Source organism: Fundicoccus culcitae (genome assembly GCF_024661895.1).
GTDB classification, from domain to species: domain Bacteria; phylum Bacillota; class Bacilli; order Lactobacillales; family Aerococcaceae; genus Fundicoccus_A; species Fundicoccus_A culcitae.
Genome location: NZ_CP102453.1, coordinates 534,958 through 552,638 on the forward strand (window position 1 = coordinate 534,958; position 17,681 = coordinate 552,638).

At 37.1% G+C, this 17,681-nt stretch carries 14 protein-coding genes; 1 reads left to right on the forward strand and 13 read right to left on the reverse strand.

Going from position 1 to position 17,681, the window contains the following annotated elements; all coding sequences use genetic code 11:
* Positions 1–21: 21 nt before the first annotated feature.
* From NRE15_RS02535 to NRE15_RS02570, 8 genes are all read right to left on the reverse strand, one after another.
* Positions 22–822: a purine-nucleoside phosphorylase gene (locus tag NRE15_RS02535; protein ID WP_313794049.1), complete on the reverse strand. Its 801-nt coding sequence runs from the start codon at positions 820–822 to the stop codon at positions 22–24.
* Positions 823–837: 15 nt separating this feature from the next.
* Positions 838–2,007 (reverse strand): phosphopentomutase, encoded by a 1,170-nt coding sequence (deoB, locus tag NRE15_RS02540; RefSeq protein WP_313794050.1) that lies wholly within the window; start codon positions 2,005–2,007, stop codon positions 838–840.
* 20 nt (positions 2,008–2,027) lie between these two features.
* A complete protein-coding gene (xerD, locus tag NRE15_RS02545; protein ID WP_313794051.1) occupies positions 2,028–2,939 on the reverse strand; it encodes a site-specific tyrosine recombinase XerD in 912 nt (303 codons plus the stop codon).
* Positions 2,926–3,813 carry a S1-like domain-containing RNA-binding protein gene (locus NRE15_RS02550; protein WP_313794052.1) on the reverse strand — a complete coding sequence of 296 codons (888 nt, stop codon included), beginning with the start codon at positions 3,811–3,813 and terminating at the stop codon, positions 2,926–2,928. Before NRE15_RS02550 ends, xerD begins: the two co-directional genes overlap by 14 nt.
* A 41-nt stretch (positions 3,814–3,854) precedes the next feature.
* On the reverse strand, positions 3,855–5,546 hold the full coding sequence (gene argS / locus NRE15_RS02555) for an arginine--tRNA ligase (protein WP_313794053.1): 1,692 nt from the start codon (positions 5,544–5,546) through the stop codon (positions 3,855–3,857).
* A 425-nt stretch (positions 5,547–5,971) separates the two neighbouring features.
* Positions 5,972–7,732 (reverse strand): pyruvate kinase, encoded by a 1,761-nt coding sequence (gene pyk, locus NRE15_RS02560; protein ID WP_313794054.1) that lies wholly within the window; start codon positions 7,730–7,732, stop codon positions 5,972–5,974.
* A 32-nt stretch (positions 7,733–7,764) separates the two neighbouring features.
* Complete coding sequence (pfkA, locus tag NRE15_RS02565; protein ID WP_313794055.1) at positions 7,765–8,733, reverse strand: 6-phosphofructokinase; 969 nt, start codon at positions 8,731–8,733, stop codon at positions 7,765–7,767.
* Positions 8,734–8,866: 133 nt separating this feature from the next.
* Positions 8,867–12,190, reverse strand: a complete 3,324-nt coding sequence (locus NRE15_RS02570) for a DNA polymerase III subunit alpha (RefSeq protein WP_313794056.1) — start codon at positions 12,188–12,190, stop codon at positions 8,867–8,869.
* Positions 12,191–12,291: 101 nt separating this feature from the next.
* On the opposite strand from NRE15_RS02570, the gene NRE15_RS02575 reads away from it, so the two are divergent.
* Positions 12,292–12,492 carry a YjzD family protein gene (locus tag NRE15_RS02575; protein ID WP_313794057.1) on the forward strand — a complete coding sequence of 67 codons (201 nt, stop codon included), beginning with the start codon at positions 12,292–12,294 and terminating at the stop codon, positions 12,490–12,492.
* A 69-nt stretch (positions 12,493–12,561) separates the two neighbouring features.
* Here NRE15_RS02575 and queA read toward each other — a convergent pair whose 3' ends face one another.
* From queA to mutL, 5 genes are all read right to left on the reverse strand, one after another.
* Positions 12,562–13,596 carry a tRNA preQ1(34) S-adenosylmethionine ribosyltransferase-isomerase QueA gene (gene queA, locus NRE15_RS02580; RefSeq protein ID WP_313794058.1) on the reverse strand — a complete coding sequence of 345 codons (1,035 nt, stop codon included), beginning with the start codon at positions 13,594–13,596 and terminating at the stop codon, positions 12,562–12,564.
* Entirely contained in the window at positions 13,596–14,615 is a 1,020-nt protein-coding gene (ruvB, locus tag NRE15_RS02585) for a Holliday junction branch migration DNA helicase RuvB (protein ID WP_313794059.1), read from the reverse strand. Before ruvB ends, queA begins: the two co-directional genes overlap by 1 nt.
* A gap of 16 nt (positions 14,616–14,631) precedes the next feature.
* Entirely contained in the window at positions 14,632–15,228 is a 597-nt protein-coding gene (ruvA, locus tag NRE15_RS02590; protein WP_313794932.1) for a Holliday junction branch migration protein RuvA, read from the reverse strand.
* 5 nt (positions 15,229–15,233) lie between these two features.
* On the reverse strand, positions 15,234–15,671 hold the full coding sequence (gene msrB, locus NRE15_RS02595; RefSeq protein WP_313794060.1) for a peptide-methionine (R)-S-oxide reductase MsrB: 438 nt from the start codon (positions 15,669–15,671) through the stop codon (positions 15,234–15,236).
* 111 nt (positions 15,672–15,782) lie between these two features.
* On the reverse strand, positions 15,783–17,672 hold the full coding sequence (gene mutL / locus NRE15_RS02600; RefSeq protein WP_313794061.1) for a DNA mismatch repair endonuclease MutL: 1,890 nt from the start codon (positions 17,670–17,672) through the stop codon (positions 15,783–15,785).
* Positions 17,673–17,681 lie beyond the last annotated feature (9 nt).

The window sequence follows — 17,681 nt, forward strand, 5'->3', positions numbered from 1 at the left end:
TAATCATATACCTTTGCAAAATCAGATATTTATTAATAGTTTTTCAATTACTTGTTTGAATTTGGGTTTCACAATTGTTGACACTTCTACGACTTCATCGTGATTTAGGCTTGATTGCATACCGGCAGCCAGGTTTGTGATGCATGAAATACCAATGACCTCTAGCCCGCAATGCTTAGCTACGATGGCTTCTGGTACGGTTGACATACCGACGGCATCACCGCCAATCGTGCGTGTAAATTTGATTTCAGCAGGTGTTTCATATGTTGGTCCAGCAAACCAGGTATAAACACCTTCTTTTAATTCAATGCCTAATTCGGCCCCAATTTGTTTTAATAAAGCTTGCCCTCTGCGGCTATATGTTTCGGTCATATCAACAAAACGCGGTCCATGATTATCGATATTTTGACCAATCAGTGGGTTTTCACCCGTTAAATTAATATGATCCGTAATAATCATTAAATCGCCTGGTGTAAATGATTCGTTTACGCCACCCGCCGCATTGGTAATAACAACCGTTTTAACGCCTAATTCTTTAAAAATACGGACGGGATAAGTAACTGTTTTTAAATCATAGCCTTCATAATAATGGAAACGACCTTTCAAAGCGATAACCTTTTTAGATGCTAAATCACCATAAACCAGTTCACCCGCATGTCCGGCTACCGTTGCAACAGGAAAATCGGGGATATCTATATAGGGAATTGTAATAGGTGATTCAATTTGATCGGCTAAATCACCTAAACCAGAACCTAAAATAAGAGCGACTTCCGGTTGCGTCATCCCTTTATATTTTAAAAAATTGATTGTTTTTTCATACATACCTTCACCAACTTCCTATTTTAATTGATCTAAAAATGAATGACCATTTTCAGTTTGTCTTACCTTAAAGTTTTCTGAAATAGTTGCTGCTATATCGCTGAAGTAACGTGCATTTAATTCTTTTGGTTCAGTTAATTTTGGTCCGTAAACTAAAATGGGAACATATTCACGTGTATGATCCGTTCCAGCATAAGTTGGATCATTCCCATGGTCTGCCGTAAGTATCAACAAATCATCGTCTTGCATATGCGAAATAATTTCGGGTAAACGTTGATCGAATTCCTCTAAGGCTTGCGCATAACCTTGTGGATTACGACGATGTCCATACAAAGCATCAAAGTCTACTAAGTTGGTAAAACTTATCCCTTTAAAGGGTTGATCCATTACTTTTATCAACTGGTCGACACCATCCATATTGGATTTAGTCCTAACCGCTTGGGTAATCCCTTGACTATTAAAGATATCATCAATTTTCCCTACAGCTATCACATCATAATTCGCTTCTTTTAAGAAGTCTAGCGTCGTTTCTGAAAAAGGACTTAATGCATAGTCGTGGCGGTTACTAGTCCGTGTAAAATTACCGGCTTCGCCTACATATGGTCGCGCAATAATTCTACCAATCATATAAGGGTCTTCAAGTGTTATTTCACGGCAAAATTCACAAATAGCATACAATTCCTCTAAAGGAATAATTTCTTCATGGGCGGCGATTTGAAGCACGGAATCGGCTGAAGTATAAACAATTAAATCACCCGTTTCCATTTGATGTTGACCTAATTCCACTAAGATTTCAGTCCCAGATGCGGGCTTATTCCCTACAACTTTACGACCTGTATGTGTTTCTATTCTTTCAATCAGTTCAGCTGGAAATCCGTTAGGAAAAACACGGAAGGGTGTTTGAATGTTTAGACCCATAATTTCCCAATGACCTGTCATTGTGTCTTTACCAGCGGAAACTTCTTCCAATTTGGTCCAATAACCCGTGGTGGCTTCCACAGGATCTAAACCTTCAATCATTTCAATGTTTGCTAAGCCCATTTTTACCATGTTAGGCAAGGATAAGCCAGCTGTTTTTGCAATATTACCTAAAGTATGTGCCCCTAAGTCATTAAAGGCTGCCGCATCGGGTGCTTCCCCAATTCCCACTGAGTCTAATACAACTAAATGAATACGATTAAATTCCATTCGATTTCTCCTCACTTTTTTTATGCTCTAGGAAAAGCTTTACGATAAACTTCTTGTAGTCGCTGTTTCGAAATATGTGTATAAATCTGGGTTGTTGAAATATTCGAATGCCCTAAAAGTTCTTGAACCATCCGCAAATCGGCACCATTTTCCAATAAATGGGTCGCAAATGAATGACGCAACATATGCGGTGAAACAGATTGTGTAATTCCAGCTTGTTGGACATATTTATTTAAATTTTTCCAAATCCCTTGACGGGTAAACATCGCACCTCGTTCAGTTAAAAATAAAGCATTAGTTGTTTTGCTACTTTTTTTACTAAAACTGGGTCGCACTTCTTCTAAGTATTTCTCAATCCAATAAGCAGCTTCATCCCCAATGGGTACAATACGTTCTTTATTACCTTTACCAAGTGTTTGGATAAAACCTAAGTCTAAATGCAATTCATCTAAAGACAAATGCGTTAACTCACTCACACGTAAGCCCGAAGCATACATTAATTCGAAAATGGCACGATCACGCAAACCCCATGCCGTTTTTATATCAGGCGCCTCAATGATTGCTTCCACTTGTTTCATCGATAAAGCTTTAGGTAAATGCTGGGCTTTTTTGGGCGATTGAATCATATACATCGGATTCTTTGAAATAACACCTTCTTTAAGCAGAAATAAGAAAAATTGCTTTAAAACCGAAATCATTCGACTCGTTGAACTAGCCGCATAATTATCAGCCTTTAATTTAGCTAAATAAAGTTGAATGGTCGATTGGTCGATGTCATTAAGCGATGTTATGGCTTGCTGTTGAAGATACTGTTGAAATTTATTTAAATCACGCAAATAACTAGTTACCGTATTTTCAGCTTTGCCTTGATCGATAATTAGATAGTTTTTAAAGTCGATAAAATAACTATCAAGAAAATTATTTGTTGCCACCCTTGTCACCTTCTGACAATAACCAAATACCTTCGCCTTTTTCATGTTTGATTAAGCCTTTTTTCATTAATTGACCCACTGCGCGTTTAAATTGGCTTTTACTAATGCCTAATTTAGATTGAATCACGGTAGAATCTGAACGATCATGGTAAGGCAAAAAATGATTAGGTTGTCGCTTTAATAACACCAGCAACATTTGGGCATCATCATCAATCATTTCATGTGCTCGTGGTTTTAAAGAAAGATTCATACTACCCTCATGATGAACATCAATCACACGTCCACGGACAACTTGCCCCATTCTTAAGGGTTCCACTTGTTCATTTTGATGAATAAACACGCGATAACCTTCGATGGAAATACCGGTAGAACCTTCCATTTTGACTCTTAAAATGGTTGCATCAATCGTTTGATTTTTTGTATTCGGTTTGGCAGCCTTATATAAAGTCGCTAATTGTTCATCTGTTGCTAGTTTCCCCCATAGTCGGTTCTTAGCATCCACTTCCCAAGTTAAATACAGTCGATCACCTTTACGTGGCCAAATATCTTTGTTTTCGGGCAGATCATCCAATGATACAACCACATCTTTTTCCATTAGTCCCACGTCAACAAAAACACCTAAATCTTTACGCACTTGTGTGACGGTTCCCCAGCCAAAATAGCCAGGTCGAATATCAGGTAATTGACTTTGTAAAACCTTATGGCGATTCATATCTTCATAAATTAAACCTTCAATGGTTTCCCCCAATTGATAGGTTTCGCCGTCTAAATGCTTTTTATCAACCGCAAAGGTTTCACCTTGAACCTGAGCAAAGTAACTTTTGTCATTTTCGTCGGTAATAATCGCTTCAACAATTTGTCCCCATTTATTCATTTAAGTTCATACCTCCTTTTACGAAAATCATTTAATAAATATTACATTTTATTCGGTGCTTTTATACCTAATAAGCCTAAGCCATCTTTTAAAACGATTGTTACAGCTTTAACTAAGGCAATGCGTGATTGAATCGCTTCATCCTCGTCTAAAATACGTGTATTCCCATAATATTTATTAAATAATTGAGCTAATTGAATAACATACTTGGCAATAACTGAAGGCTCATAGCGTGTTGCAGCTTGCTGAACAATGGCTGGGTAATCATCTAGTTTTTTAATAACCGCCCAAGCATAATCATCGTCAAGCGTAAAAGCAGCTTGGTCATCGAGTGCTTGATTGTATTTTTCTAAAATACTATGTGCACGTGCGTGGGTATATTGAACATATGGTCCTGTTTCACCTTCAAATTGTACAACTTCTTCTAAATTGAAGTCAAAACTATTTAAGCGGTCGGTTTTCAAGTCATGGAAAATAACGGCACCTACGCCGACTTGATGAGCAACTTCTTCTTTATTTTCTAAATCAGGATTTTTCTTAACGATTTGTTCCATAGCCAATTCAATGGCTTCATTTAAGACTTTTTCGAGTAAGACAATTTGCCCTTTACGGGTAGATAGTTTTTTTCCGTTTAAGGTGATTAAACCAAATGGAATATGATGCATATCATCCGCCCAGTCATTACCGAGTCGTTTTAAGACAGCTTTTAATTGTTTAAAGTGGTTCGATTGTTCATTGCCAACCACATATAAGCTTTGATCAAAATGATAGGTATTATAGCGATAATAAGCCGTTGCTAAGTCACGTGTCATATATAAAGTCGCACCGTCTGACTTTTTAATTAATGCTGGTGGAAGGTTTTCGGCTTCTAAATCAACAATGGTGGCACCATTGTCAACGGTAGAGACACCTTTTTCTTCCAATTCATCGACCACGGCTTGCATTTTATCATTATAAAACGCCTCACCATTGTATGAATCAAATTGCACATCTAACATTTCGTAAACTCTGGTAAATTCCTTCAAAGATTCATCTTTAAACCAAGTCCATAAACGAATCATTTCAGGATCGCCATCTTCCAATTTTTTGAATGCTGCGCGTGCTTCATCTTCTAAGGTTGGGTCTTTTTCAGCTTTTTCGTGGAAATCAACATATAATTTTACTAATTCATTCACAGGATCAGCCATGACAGCCGCTTCATCGCCCCATTTTTGATAGGCAACAATTAACTTACCAAATTGCGTTCCCCAATCCCCTAAGTGATTGATGCGGATAACATTGTAATTTAATTTTTCTAAAATTAAGCCCACTGAATTTCCAATAACGGTTGATCTTAAATGCCCCATCGACATTGGCTTAGCAATATTGGGTGATGACATATCAATCGGAACATTTTTATCCGTCCCAATGTCAGTTGAACCATAAGCTGATCCTTGATCTAAAATCGTTTTTAAGGTTTCATTGGATGCTTCATTACGGTCCAGTAAGAAATTAATATAAGGACCAATAGCGACCACTTGGTCAAATTTTGATGAATCAATTTGTTCAACTAAATCAGCTGCGATTAAATTAGGTGCTTTACGGAAGGTACGAGCTAATGTATACACGGGAAAGGCTAAATCCCCGTGTTCGGGATTAGCTGGCACCTCAATCATTCGCTCAATTTCTTCAGCGCTTAAATGTTCGTTTAATAAGGGTAATAATGTATCTACTATCAATTGTCTGCCTTGCATTTATGTCTCTCCATTCTTTCAAAAAAAATAACCTCTGGAATCAGCCCAGAGGCGAATTTAACGGTGTAAATCTGGTTTCATCCGCATACTTTTAGACATAACCGCCGCAATTATTTAAGTCATCGACGCGTTATGTGTCAGTGAAAGCAATAGAAGCCAAGAAATTGTACACGCAGTCAGCTTACAAGGATGTCGTCTAATCACTTTCATTATGATTTCGTTTGTTATTATAACATACTCACCTACTCCGTTCAATCAATGACTTACACAGATACAAGCGGCTGTAAGTCTTTGTGAGGAATATATCTTGGCCCAGATGTTCATAAAATTAACTAGAAAGGCATCTATTATTTGTAGATTGAATCAAAAAAGCACCAAAGCTACCTATCTTTGTAAAAAGGATAGCTTTGGTGATAGTTATTTGTTTAAATACTGATTGTCGCTCCGCGGAAAATAACACCTCGACGAGCATCCACAGTAATTAATTCATTATTTTGGATGTTTTGCATAGCATCTTTAGTGCTTACAATAACAGGAATACCACGTTCTAAACCAATGATAGCAGCATGTGAGGTAATGCCACCTTCTTCAGTAATAATAGCACCTACTTTTTCTAAAGCTGGAGCATAATCTTTGTTGGTTGATTTAGTAACTAAAATTGAACCAATAACAGCATTTTTGTTAGCTGTTTCTGCATCGGCTGCAACAACGGCTTTACCGATAAAGTGGGCATTACCTACCCCTTCACCTTTAGCAAGTTGGGTGCCAATAATTTGGATTTTCATAATGTTAGTTGTACCAGCTTCACCCACAGGCACACCTGCTGTAATAATGATTAAGTCTCCTTCTTTAGCAAACTCTTCTTTAGTTGCTAAATCAGCAGCTAAATCGAGCATCTCATCTGTTGAAGTTGGGCGACCAATAACAAAGGCTTCAACACCCCAAGCTAAAGCTAACGAACGTGCAACCTCTTCACTAAAGGTTGCTGCAACAATGGTCGCATTCGGACGATATTTGGAAATCATCAAAGCGGTATGACCTGATGATGTTGCTGCTACAATTGTTTTAATATTTAAGTTTTTAGCCGTGTGTCCAACCGCTTGACCAATGGCTTCCGTCATATCGGATTGATCATAACGTTTTAAGGTCATAGCGTCTTGACCTATTAATGCTTCTTCCGTTCGTGTACAAATGTCAGCCATTGTTGTAACAGCTTCAATTGGGAAATCCCCAGCGGCAGTTTCACCAGATAACATAACGGCATCTGTACCATCGAAGATAGCGTTAGCAACGTCACCTGCTTCAGCACGCGTTGGGCGTGGGTTTCTTTGCATAGAGTCTAACATTTGCGTTGCAGTAATAACAGGTTTGCCTGCTTCATTACATTTTTTAATCATAACTTTTTGAATAATAGGTACTTCATGCGTAGGAATTTCTACCCCTAAGTCACCACGGGCTACCATAATACCATCAGAAACGTCTAAAATTTCATCTAAATTGTCAACCCCTTCTTGGTTTTCAATTTTAGAAATAATTTTAACTTTAGGTTTACCTTCTTCTTCCAATAGTCGACGGATTTCCATGACATCTGAAGCCCGACGGATAAAGCTGGCTGCTATATAATCAATTCCATTGCGAACACCAAAACGAATATCAGCTTCGTCTTTTTCCGTAATTCCAGGCAAGTTAATCGATACATTTGGAACGTTAACACCTTTTTTAGATTTAATAATTCCACTATTTTCTACGGTTGTAATAATTTCATTATTTTCATGATCGATTCCAGTAACAAGTAAATCAATTAAACCATCATCTAACAAAATATGGCTACCTGGTTCAACATCATTAATTAATTCAGAATAAGAAACAGAGAATTTTTCCGATGTACCTAAAACTTGTTTCATCGAAATACGGACTTCATTACCACGAACTAATTCAACTAAGTTATTTTCCATATCATGTGTACGGATTTCAGGTCCTTTGGTGTCTAACATAATTGCTGTGTAAGGACGCCCAGCTTCTTCTCTTGCAGCTTTTAAATTATTGAAACGATTTAAATGTTCTTCATGATCACCATGAGAGAAATTGAAACGAGCAACGTTCATTCCCGCATCAATTAGTTTTACCATCATCTCTTTTGAATCTGTAGCAGGTCCTAAGGTACATACAATTTTTGTTTTCTTCATTAAAATTTGTCTCCTTTAATTGAGTAAAAGCTTTATTTATCAGTTAAATCTAAATTCAATTGATATAAGTCGTGACGAACGATATGAGACTTTTCTTGCAAAGTTTCAGCAATATCAAAGGTGGCTAATTGTTCGCCACGGATACCCATATAAATACCATTTTGACCGTTTAACAAAGCATCAACAGCCTTAGCACCCATTAAGGTAGCAAAAACACGGTCACGTGCTGTTGGACTACCGCCACGTTGAATATGTGCTAACGTTACACCACGAATACTGTGTTCAGGATCCACAAGTTTAAAGTTGCGAACAAATTCATTCACACCCATAACACCTTCAGCTAATACAATAATCGAATGATCTTTACCACTTTTACGTCCATTATTCACACGTCTAACAACATCTTCCATATCAAAATCAGCTTCAGGAATAATTATTGAATCCGCTCCAGAGGCAACTCCAGCCCACGTAGCGATATCGCCCGCATGTCGACCCATAACCTCAACAACAAACGTCCGATTATGCGAAGCGGCTGTATCAGAAATTCGATCAATTTCTTCTAGCGCTACATTTGTAGCCGTATCAAAGCCAATTGTATATTCAGTACCAGGAATATCATTATCAATCGTCCCTGGAATACCAATAATAGGGAATCCTACTTTCTGAAGTTGCAATGCTCCATTAAACGTTCCATCTCCACCAATCACGATTAATGCATCGATTTCATTACTTTTCATTTGTTCTACCGCTTTTAATTGGTAGGCTTCCTCTTTAAATTCAGGATATCTTGCAGAGTATAAGAAAGTACCACCCCGACGAATTTTGTCTTGGCAATCTTCTATTGTTAGTTTACGGAAGTCTCCTTCAACCAAACCTTTATAACCATAAAAAACTCCAAACACTTCAATCCCATGGTGTGCGGCTTGGTCTACTACTCCACGTATAGCTGCATTCATACCTGGTGCATCTCCACCACTGGTTAAAACTGCGATACGCTTCATCATTTCACCTCAAAACATCTAATTTTAAAATAAGCAGTGTAAATCTACACTATCCTTTGCTATTTTACCATTAATTTTTCTATAAGTCATACTTTATTCATTTTAATTAACTTTATGAGAATAAACTCATTTTTTACTTAAAAACAACATTTTTATAACCGAAATGTTGTTTCAATTGTTCTTGTACTTTAAAGCTGTAGGAAATTTTGAATTGCGACGCTAATTCCCAATGATTATCACTCGCAATACTTACGATAATCCGGCAAGGGCCAGGGTTCTGACTGGCTATTCGTTTAATCCATTCAATTTGTTGAGTTTGATCTCCCATGCGATTTAAACGGATATAACAGGCTTGATAAGCTTTTTTTTCAATATGTTCATTTTGATTTTCCATACTTTGGATCTGGTTAGCAATAATGACTAGTTCATCTTTTTTATCAACATCTACGCTAGCCGTTACTTGTATAAGATTATTTACTTTTAATAAATAATTGGATTTTTGCCACACATTTGGAAAAACAACCATCGTAATGGATTGAACTTCGTTTCCAATCACAACAAAAGCCATGGGTTCATTGTTTTTGGTCTGAATTAGTCGGATAGATTCAATTAAACCAATCGTTTTAATGTGGTCACGCTTTTTAAACAAGGATATTTGCTCAATCGGTGTAAAATCACTTTGTTTAAACCAATCTGCATAATTATCAATTGGATGACCTAAGGTACTAAAACCTAGCCATTCTTTTTCAATATTAATTAACTCTAAAAAACTGTATTCTTCTTGCCAAATAATTTTAGGTTCCAGTTCATTGAACAAACTGATATTTCCACCACTAAATTGGACATTTTTAATAAGACTATCCAGATTTTCTTTTAATGTTTTACGGTTATACCCTAAATTATCAAACGCTCCCGTTAAAATTAAGGGTTCTATATATTTTATTTGCAGATATTTATTCGGAATGCGACGTAAAAATTGAATAAAATCCTTAAAAGGTCCCCCATAATTACGTTCTTCTAAGATCGCATTAATCCAATCTCGAGGAATGTGTTTAATGGATTCAAAACCTAATTGTAACTGTTGATTAACCATTGAAAAACCAACTTGACTTTGATTAATATCAATACCATGTATTTTACCAGTTACTTGCCGCGCTTCATGTAAATAATTTAAATCGGCTTTCCCCGTATTTAGGATGGCTAAATAGAATTCGACCGGATAATGTGCTTTCAAATAAGCCAATTGGTAGGCTAAATAGGAATAAACCACCGCATGCGAACGATTAAAACCATAACTAGCAAACTCATAAATATAAGCGTAGGTTTTTTCAGCCACCGACTGACTGACACCCCGTTTTAAACTCCCTTCAATAAATGCTTGTCGTTTCTCAGACATGACATCTTCTTGCTTTTTCCCCATTGCACGTCGTAAAATATCAGCTTCACCCAATGTAAAACCTGCCATCGTTTGACAGACTTGCATCACTTGTTCTTGATAGACAATAATCCCATACGTTTTAGCTAAAATAGGTTCAAGCATGGGATGAATATAGTCATAACGTTCTTTTCCATGTTTACGATTAATAAAATGCGTAATTTGTTTCATGGGACCAGGCCGAAATAAGGCATTGACCGCTACAATATCTTCAAAATTATCCGGTTTTAATTGCCTTAAAACATTTTTCATACCATTTGATTCAAATTGGAAAACCCCATTGGTTCTAGCTTGGCTAAAGATAGCAAAGGTATCCGCATCATCCAAGGGTATGGCTTCTATATCAAAGTCTGGGTGGTTGATTTTCACATGTTGTAAAATCTCATCTAATACTTGTAAATTACGCAAACCTAAAAAATCCATTTTAAGTAAGCCAATTTCTTCAATGTCGTACATGGTAAACTGGGTTAACATTAACTGATCATTACGATCGATCACTGGGATAATTTCATCTAAGTTAAAATCATTAATAATTACCGCTGCCGCATGTGTCGAAATATGGCGTGGAATCCCTTCAATCGTTTTTGCTAATTGGAAGACTTGTTGATTTTCAGCATTTTGATTAACAAGTTCGCGCAATTGACTGGAAGAAGCATAGGCTTTTTCTAGATTAATATTTAATTCATTAGGGATGGCGTTTGACCAACGTTTCAAACTCTGACTGTCATAGTCCAAAACTCTTAATACATCTCTAATAGCGGATTTAGCGCCAAATGTCCCAAACGTACTAATTTGAGCCACCCGATTATAACCATAACGCTCAGCTAAAAATTTTAACACTTGATCACGTTTAGAATCAATAATATCAATATCAATATCGGGCATATTATACCGCTCAGGATTTAAAAAACGTTCAAAAAGTAAATCATATTTAATCGGATCAAGCGCCGTTATGGTTAACAAATAGCTGACTAACGATCCAGCAGCTGAACCTCGCCCAGGTCCAATTCGGATATTATTTTCATGACAGTAGCCCACGATTTCCCAAACAATTAAAAAATAATCACTAAAGCCCATTTGCTTAATTGTGTCTAATTCGTAATTTAGTCGATCGATATATTCTTGTGACTCACTTAAACCAAGTTTTTCCAATTGCTGAAACGTTAACTGTCGCAAATATTGATCGGCATTTAATGGTTCAGGCGCTTTAAAACGTGGCAAGTAACTCGTATTCTTTGGAAAAACGACATTTAATTGGTCGACTAAGCGTTGACTATTTTCAACGCAAAAACCTAACCCTTTAGCTTGGTATAGTTCCTGTAAGTCTGAAAATGTATATAAATACGTCCCACTTTGCATATTCATCAGCGTTCGATCAACACTCTCATTATTGCCAATAGCTTCTAAAACCTTTAAACTAAACGCTTGATCGCTATGCAAGGTATTTACTTCTTGTCCAATCACCATGGGTATTTGATGTTGGTCAGCAAATTGAGATACTACTTGTATTTCTAGCTCATTATAAGGATAGGCTGAAACCCCTATATATATATTTTCCTTGCCAACTAGCGTCACCCAACGGCTTAAGACGTCTTCAGCTAAGGCTATATCATCATGAATCAAGGCTTGTTCTAACTCACTTTTTTTCCCTAACGAAATTAAAACAAGATCCTCTGCTTCATGTTCAAAATAATCCCATAGCTGTTTTTGCGAGTCATTGGTTTGATTGACTAGACGTGAAATTTTAATTAAATGCTGGTAGCCAACAATACTCTTGGCATATAATAAAACAGCATAGTTTTGTGAGCTATCGTAAAAACCTGGCATTTGCAAGGTCATTCCAATAAGGGGTTTAAGGCCTTGTTTGATGGTTTGTTGGTAAAAAGTAAACACACCATGTAAAACATTCACATCGGCAATTCCAATACTGCTATAACCATAGTCCTTAGCTGTATGGACATATTCTTCAATTTTTAAACTACTTTTCAACAAAGTAAAAACAGTATGAACATTTAATAACAAAAGAATCACCTCCAACTAATAAAATTTTGTCAAAAAGCGTAAGAAAGAGTTGTTATTTAGAAAAAAAGTGATAGAATTAATTTCTGAAAGAAGGTTAATATATGAAGTATATTGTCACCATGTTTTGGGGGTTCATTTTAGGTCATGTTGTTTACTATTTAGGTAGTTCTTTAACAAGTACAACTTATGATTTTAACTTGGCATCCATTTTAGGTTTAGTAATGTCTATAGCCACATTTGTTTTGGGGCACATCCTATTAAATGTTGAGGATGGAAACAAAGCTTCATCTGATCACTCATAGTCTTTAGTACAATTATAATGCAAAGACACTCAAGAACCAACCGTTCTGAGTGTCTTTTTGTTTTATCGATTATACAATCAGCATCGCGTCGCCAAAACTAAAGAAGCGATATTTTTCTTGAACCGCATGTTCATAAGCAGCCATGATATGATCACGATCATAAAAAGCACTGACTAACATCATCAAGGTCGACTCAGGTAAATGAAAATTCGTAATTAAGTGGTCAACTACTTGATACTTAAAACCAGGAGTAATGAAAATGGATGTCCACCCTGAACTTGCCACAATTTTACCTTTGTTTTCAGAAGCGATAGTTTCAAGCGTACGCACACTCGTTGTGCCCACAGCTGTAATTTTTCCGCCAGCTGCTTGTACTTGTCTCAGTGTGTCGGCAGATGTTTCACTTAATTGATAAAATTCGGCATGCATGTGATGGTCTTCAATGCGTTCAGCTGAGACAGGCCGAAACGTACCTAATCCAACATGTAAAACTAAAGGGACGATGTGGATACCTTTTTCTTTAACCTTTTCTAATAAATCAGGCGTAAAATGCAAACCTGCTGTTGGCGCAGCGGCTGAACCGTTGGTTTTGGCATACACAGTTTGATAACGATCTGGGTCATTTAATCTTTCCTTGATGTATGGTGGTAGCGGCATTTGACCTAATTGCTCAAGAATTTCCAAAAAGACACCTTCATAGAAAAACTCAATGATTCTACCGCCATGAGGTAATATCTCAATAACTTTAGCCATTAACTGTTGGTTATCCCCAAAATAAATAACTGTCCCTACTTTGGTCCGTTTAGCCGGTTTAATTAACGTTTCCCACTGATTCCCTTGGGTATTTTTTAACAATAATACTTCGATATGGGCAAGGGTCTCTGCTTTAACACCCATTAAACGCGCCGGTAATACCCGGGTTTCATTAACCACTAAGGCATCACCCGGATTTAAATAATCCAAAACATGACTAAAGTGTGTATCGGTTAACTGATGACTTTGACGATCAACCACCAACAAACGTGATGAAGCACGATCCTGTAAAGGTGTTTGCGCAATTAATTCTTCAGGTAAATCATAAGCAAAATCTTTTGTTTGATACATTAAAGGTTCTCATCCAATCTATACATTCTATCAATTCCTAAATGATCATAAGCTAAGTCCGTGACAACTCTTCCGCGAGGGGTTCGTTTTAAAAAACCATTTTGAAGCAAAAAGGGTTCATACATATCTTCAATGGTTTCCGTATCTTCGCCAATATTGACGGATATCGTTTTTATGCCTACTGGACCGCCATCATATAACTCAATCATAGCCAATAATAACTTTCGATCAATGGCATCTAAGCCTTTTTCATCAATATCCAAAATACTTAACGCTTCTTGCGTTAACTCTTTGGTCACACGCCCATCAGCTTTTACTTGCGCATAATCACGTACCCGTTTTAAAATCCGATTAGCAATCCTTGGTGTCCCTCGACTTCTTAAAGCCACTTCCAAAGCACCTTCAGCATCAATTTCTGTATTAAAAACTTTCGCACTCCGCTCCACGATATGATACAAATCATTCGTTGTATAGTAGTCCATATGGGCTAAAATCCCAAACCGATCGCGTAAGGGTTGCGTTAGCATACCTGCACGGGTTGTTGCCCCTATTAAGGTAAAAGGTGGTAATTCAAAATGAACAGCATGCGCCCCACTACCTTGTCCAATTACTATATCAACATAATAATCTTCCATAGCAGAGTATAATACCTCTTCAATCACCCGTGGTAAGCGATGTATTTCATCAATAAATAAAATATCTCCAGGATTTAACTCATTTAAAACAGCCAATAAATCCCCAGAACGTTCGATGGCAGGTCCACTCGTTGTTTGAATATTAACATTGAGCTCATTAGCTACCACCATAGCTAAGGTTGTCTTACCTAGTCCAGGTGGACCATAAAACAATACGTGGTCTAGCGCTTCATCACGCATTTTAGCTGCTTGAATATAAATACTGAGCTCTTCTTTTATTTTATCTTGACCAATATATTCTTTTAAAAAACGAGGTCTTAAACTAAATTGCTGGACATCTTCTGGATGAAGTTGACCTTCAACTATACGTTTTTCATCTTCCAAGTTTAATCACCTCGTTTTATTTATTTAATAATAATTTAAAAGCTAAACTAAGTGCCTCTTGGGTTGTACTTAAGCCTGCTTCTTTAATGGGTTTTTCAATACGTTTTACTTCTCTTTGCGAATAGCCTAAACCTAAGAGAGCTTCAACAACTTCATTGATGACCGAGCTATCGGTTGTGGATTCATTGGTGGCATCTTCAGCCACTTCAGGAACAAAATCTAATTGTCCTTTTAAATCTAACACCATTTGTTGGGCTGTCTTTTTACCCACACCAGGAAATTTAGTTAAATAATCACTGTCGCCTGTCTCGATGGCAGTCACTAAGCCATCATGATCATTAGCTGCCAAAATCGACAAAGCACTTTTAGGACCAATCCCTGATACACGGTTTAATTTTAAAAATAACTGTTTTTCAAAAAAATTAATAAAACCGTACAAGATCATAGCATCTTCCCGCACCACTAATTCGACAAACATGGTCAATGACTGATTCAAAGAGTCTTGTAAGCGATACGGGTTGGGTGTTTGAATTTGATAGCCTATGCCAGCTGCTTCAATAACAATATAAGTAGGAGCAATCTTTGTCAATTGCCCCTTAATATACTCGTACATCATCGTTAATTTACCAAAGCTTTATATTCACTATACCCCTTTTCATCCATTTCATCATAAGGGATGAATTTCAAAGCGGCTGAATTAATACAGTAACGTAAACCACCTAATTCTTCTAAGCCATCGTCGAAAACATGACCTAAATGGGAGTCTGCATCGGAACTTCTGACTTCTGTCCGTACCATAGCCAAACTTGCATCAACTTCCTCAACAACACTTGTTTGATTAATGGGTTTTGAAAATGATGGCCAGCCACAACCTGCATCATATTTATCGGTTGATGCAAACAAAGGCTCACCACTCACAATATCAACATAAATCCCTTTTTCATAAAAATCATCGTATTCACCTGTAAAGGGTCTTTCAGTGGCATTTTCTTGTGTCACCTTATATTGCATTGGATTTAAAGCATCGATTTCTTTAGTGTATTTATTTTGACTCATAGTATTACCTCTTTCTCTATCATCAATATATCTTATCATAACTAAGTCCACTTTTATAAGCAAACAAGACACATTCTGTGCGGTTGATTGTTGCAGGGATATCTTATTTAATTAGAAAAAAGTGGGGGTTTCGTGAGGGTCTTGAATACGTTTAAAGAGTTTTTCGAGTGTTTTGCTAGTGATGGCTACTAAAACTGGGCGTCCGTGGGGACAAAAATAAGGATCTTTTAACTGAGCCATTTGATGAATCAAAGATATAGCTTGTGCTTTATCCAAATAATGGTTGGCTTTAATCGCTCCTCGACAACTTTGCATAATAATAGACTTTTCCTTCACTTGTGCAATGGTTAAAGTCGGTTGTTCAATCAGTAATTCTGTCATATCGCCCACAATTTTCTCAACTTGATCGGCATCTAACCAATTAGGATAAGATTCGAGTTGATAACTGCTAGGACCAAAAGCTTGCAATTCGATCCCAATATTGGCTAAGCGGGGCAAGACATCTTCGATTTCAGCCATTTCACTCTGCCTAAAATTAAAAACAATCGGAAACAATAATTGTTGCTGATCATCTGTTCCGTATTCATCTGCCATCATTTGTTCATATCTTATTTTTTCCTGGGCTGCATGTTGATCAATTAAATAAAAACCGTCTTCATATTCGGCGATTAGATAGGTCCCATGTATTTGACCCACATACCGTAATTGGTTAAAATCCACACGTGCTTGACTAGGATTGACAAGCTGTGACTCGTTAAAATTATCTTCAGTTGCTGAGACCGTGTCAGAAAAGGTGTTTTGGCTCTTGACTGGCTTTGCGGTTTGATAATTTGGGTTTTCATCATTTGAAACTCTAAAATCAGCCTTAGGGTCTGTCGTTTTATTTTCGTTAATTTGAGGATTTCCCCATCCATGGCTTGACTGATTAAAATCCAAAGGCATGGTTTCAACCGTTGAAGTTGGTACTTGCTGGGGATTTAGTTCATTAAAAGCAGCCTTGGGAACGGGATTCAGTTGCATTAATTGTTTCTGGATGGTTTCGGTGATTAATTGAGCTAATTCTTCTTCTTTACTAAAACGGACCGTTTGCTTGTTCGGATGAACATTTACATCGACCAGGCGTGGATCTAAGTGGATATGGATAACGGCAATGGGATAGCGCCCAATCATCAATTGTTTGCCATAAGCTTTAATGAGGACTTGTGTCAATAGGTTACTTTTAATCGGACGATGATTAACTAACCAATGGATATATTGCCGACTTGTTCTGGTTATCGATGGGGGCGAAATAAAGCCTTCCAAGTTAAAATCATTATCTTCATTTTGGATGGCTATCATTTCACGCGCTAGTTGAGGTTGGTAGACATTCGCAATGGTTTGACGCAAATCGCCATTTCCATAAGCTAAAAAAATACGTTGATCATTATTAGTTAGTTGAAAACGAATTTCTGGATGCGCCATTGATGTATCTTGAATAAAATTCAAAATATGCTTTAATTCTGTTTTAGTTGAACTTAAATGTTTTAGACGCGCAGGTGTATTATAAAACAGACTATCAACAATAACCGTAGTCCCGCTTTTAGCTTTTGTAATACCTTTATTGCTTAAGGATGAGCCTTCAACTTCAATAAAGTGTCCTTTATCAGCTGACTCTTTTAACGTTGATTCAATCCTTACTTTAGCAACCGATCCAATGCTAGCTAGTGCTTCCCCACGAAACCCTAAAGAATGAATTCGTTGTAAATCTGACAGTCGAAAAATCTTGCTCGTCGCATGAGGCAGAAAAGCCATTTCTAAGTCGCTTTCATCCATCCCTTCACCGTTATCAGAAACGATAATCTGCTGAATACCAGCTTCTTTTAATAAAATTACAATGTCAGTACTGCCTGCATCAATCGCATTTTCAACCAATTCTTTAACGACTGAGGCGGGTCTTTCGACAATTTCACCTGCTGCAATTTGATTAGCTAACGTCTCATCCATTTGTTTGATTTTACCCATACTATCACT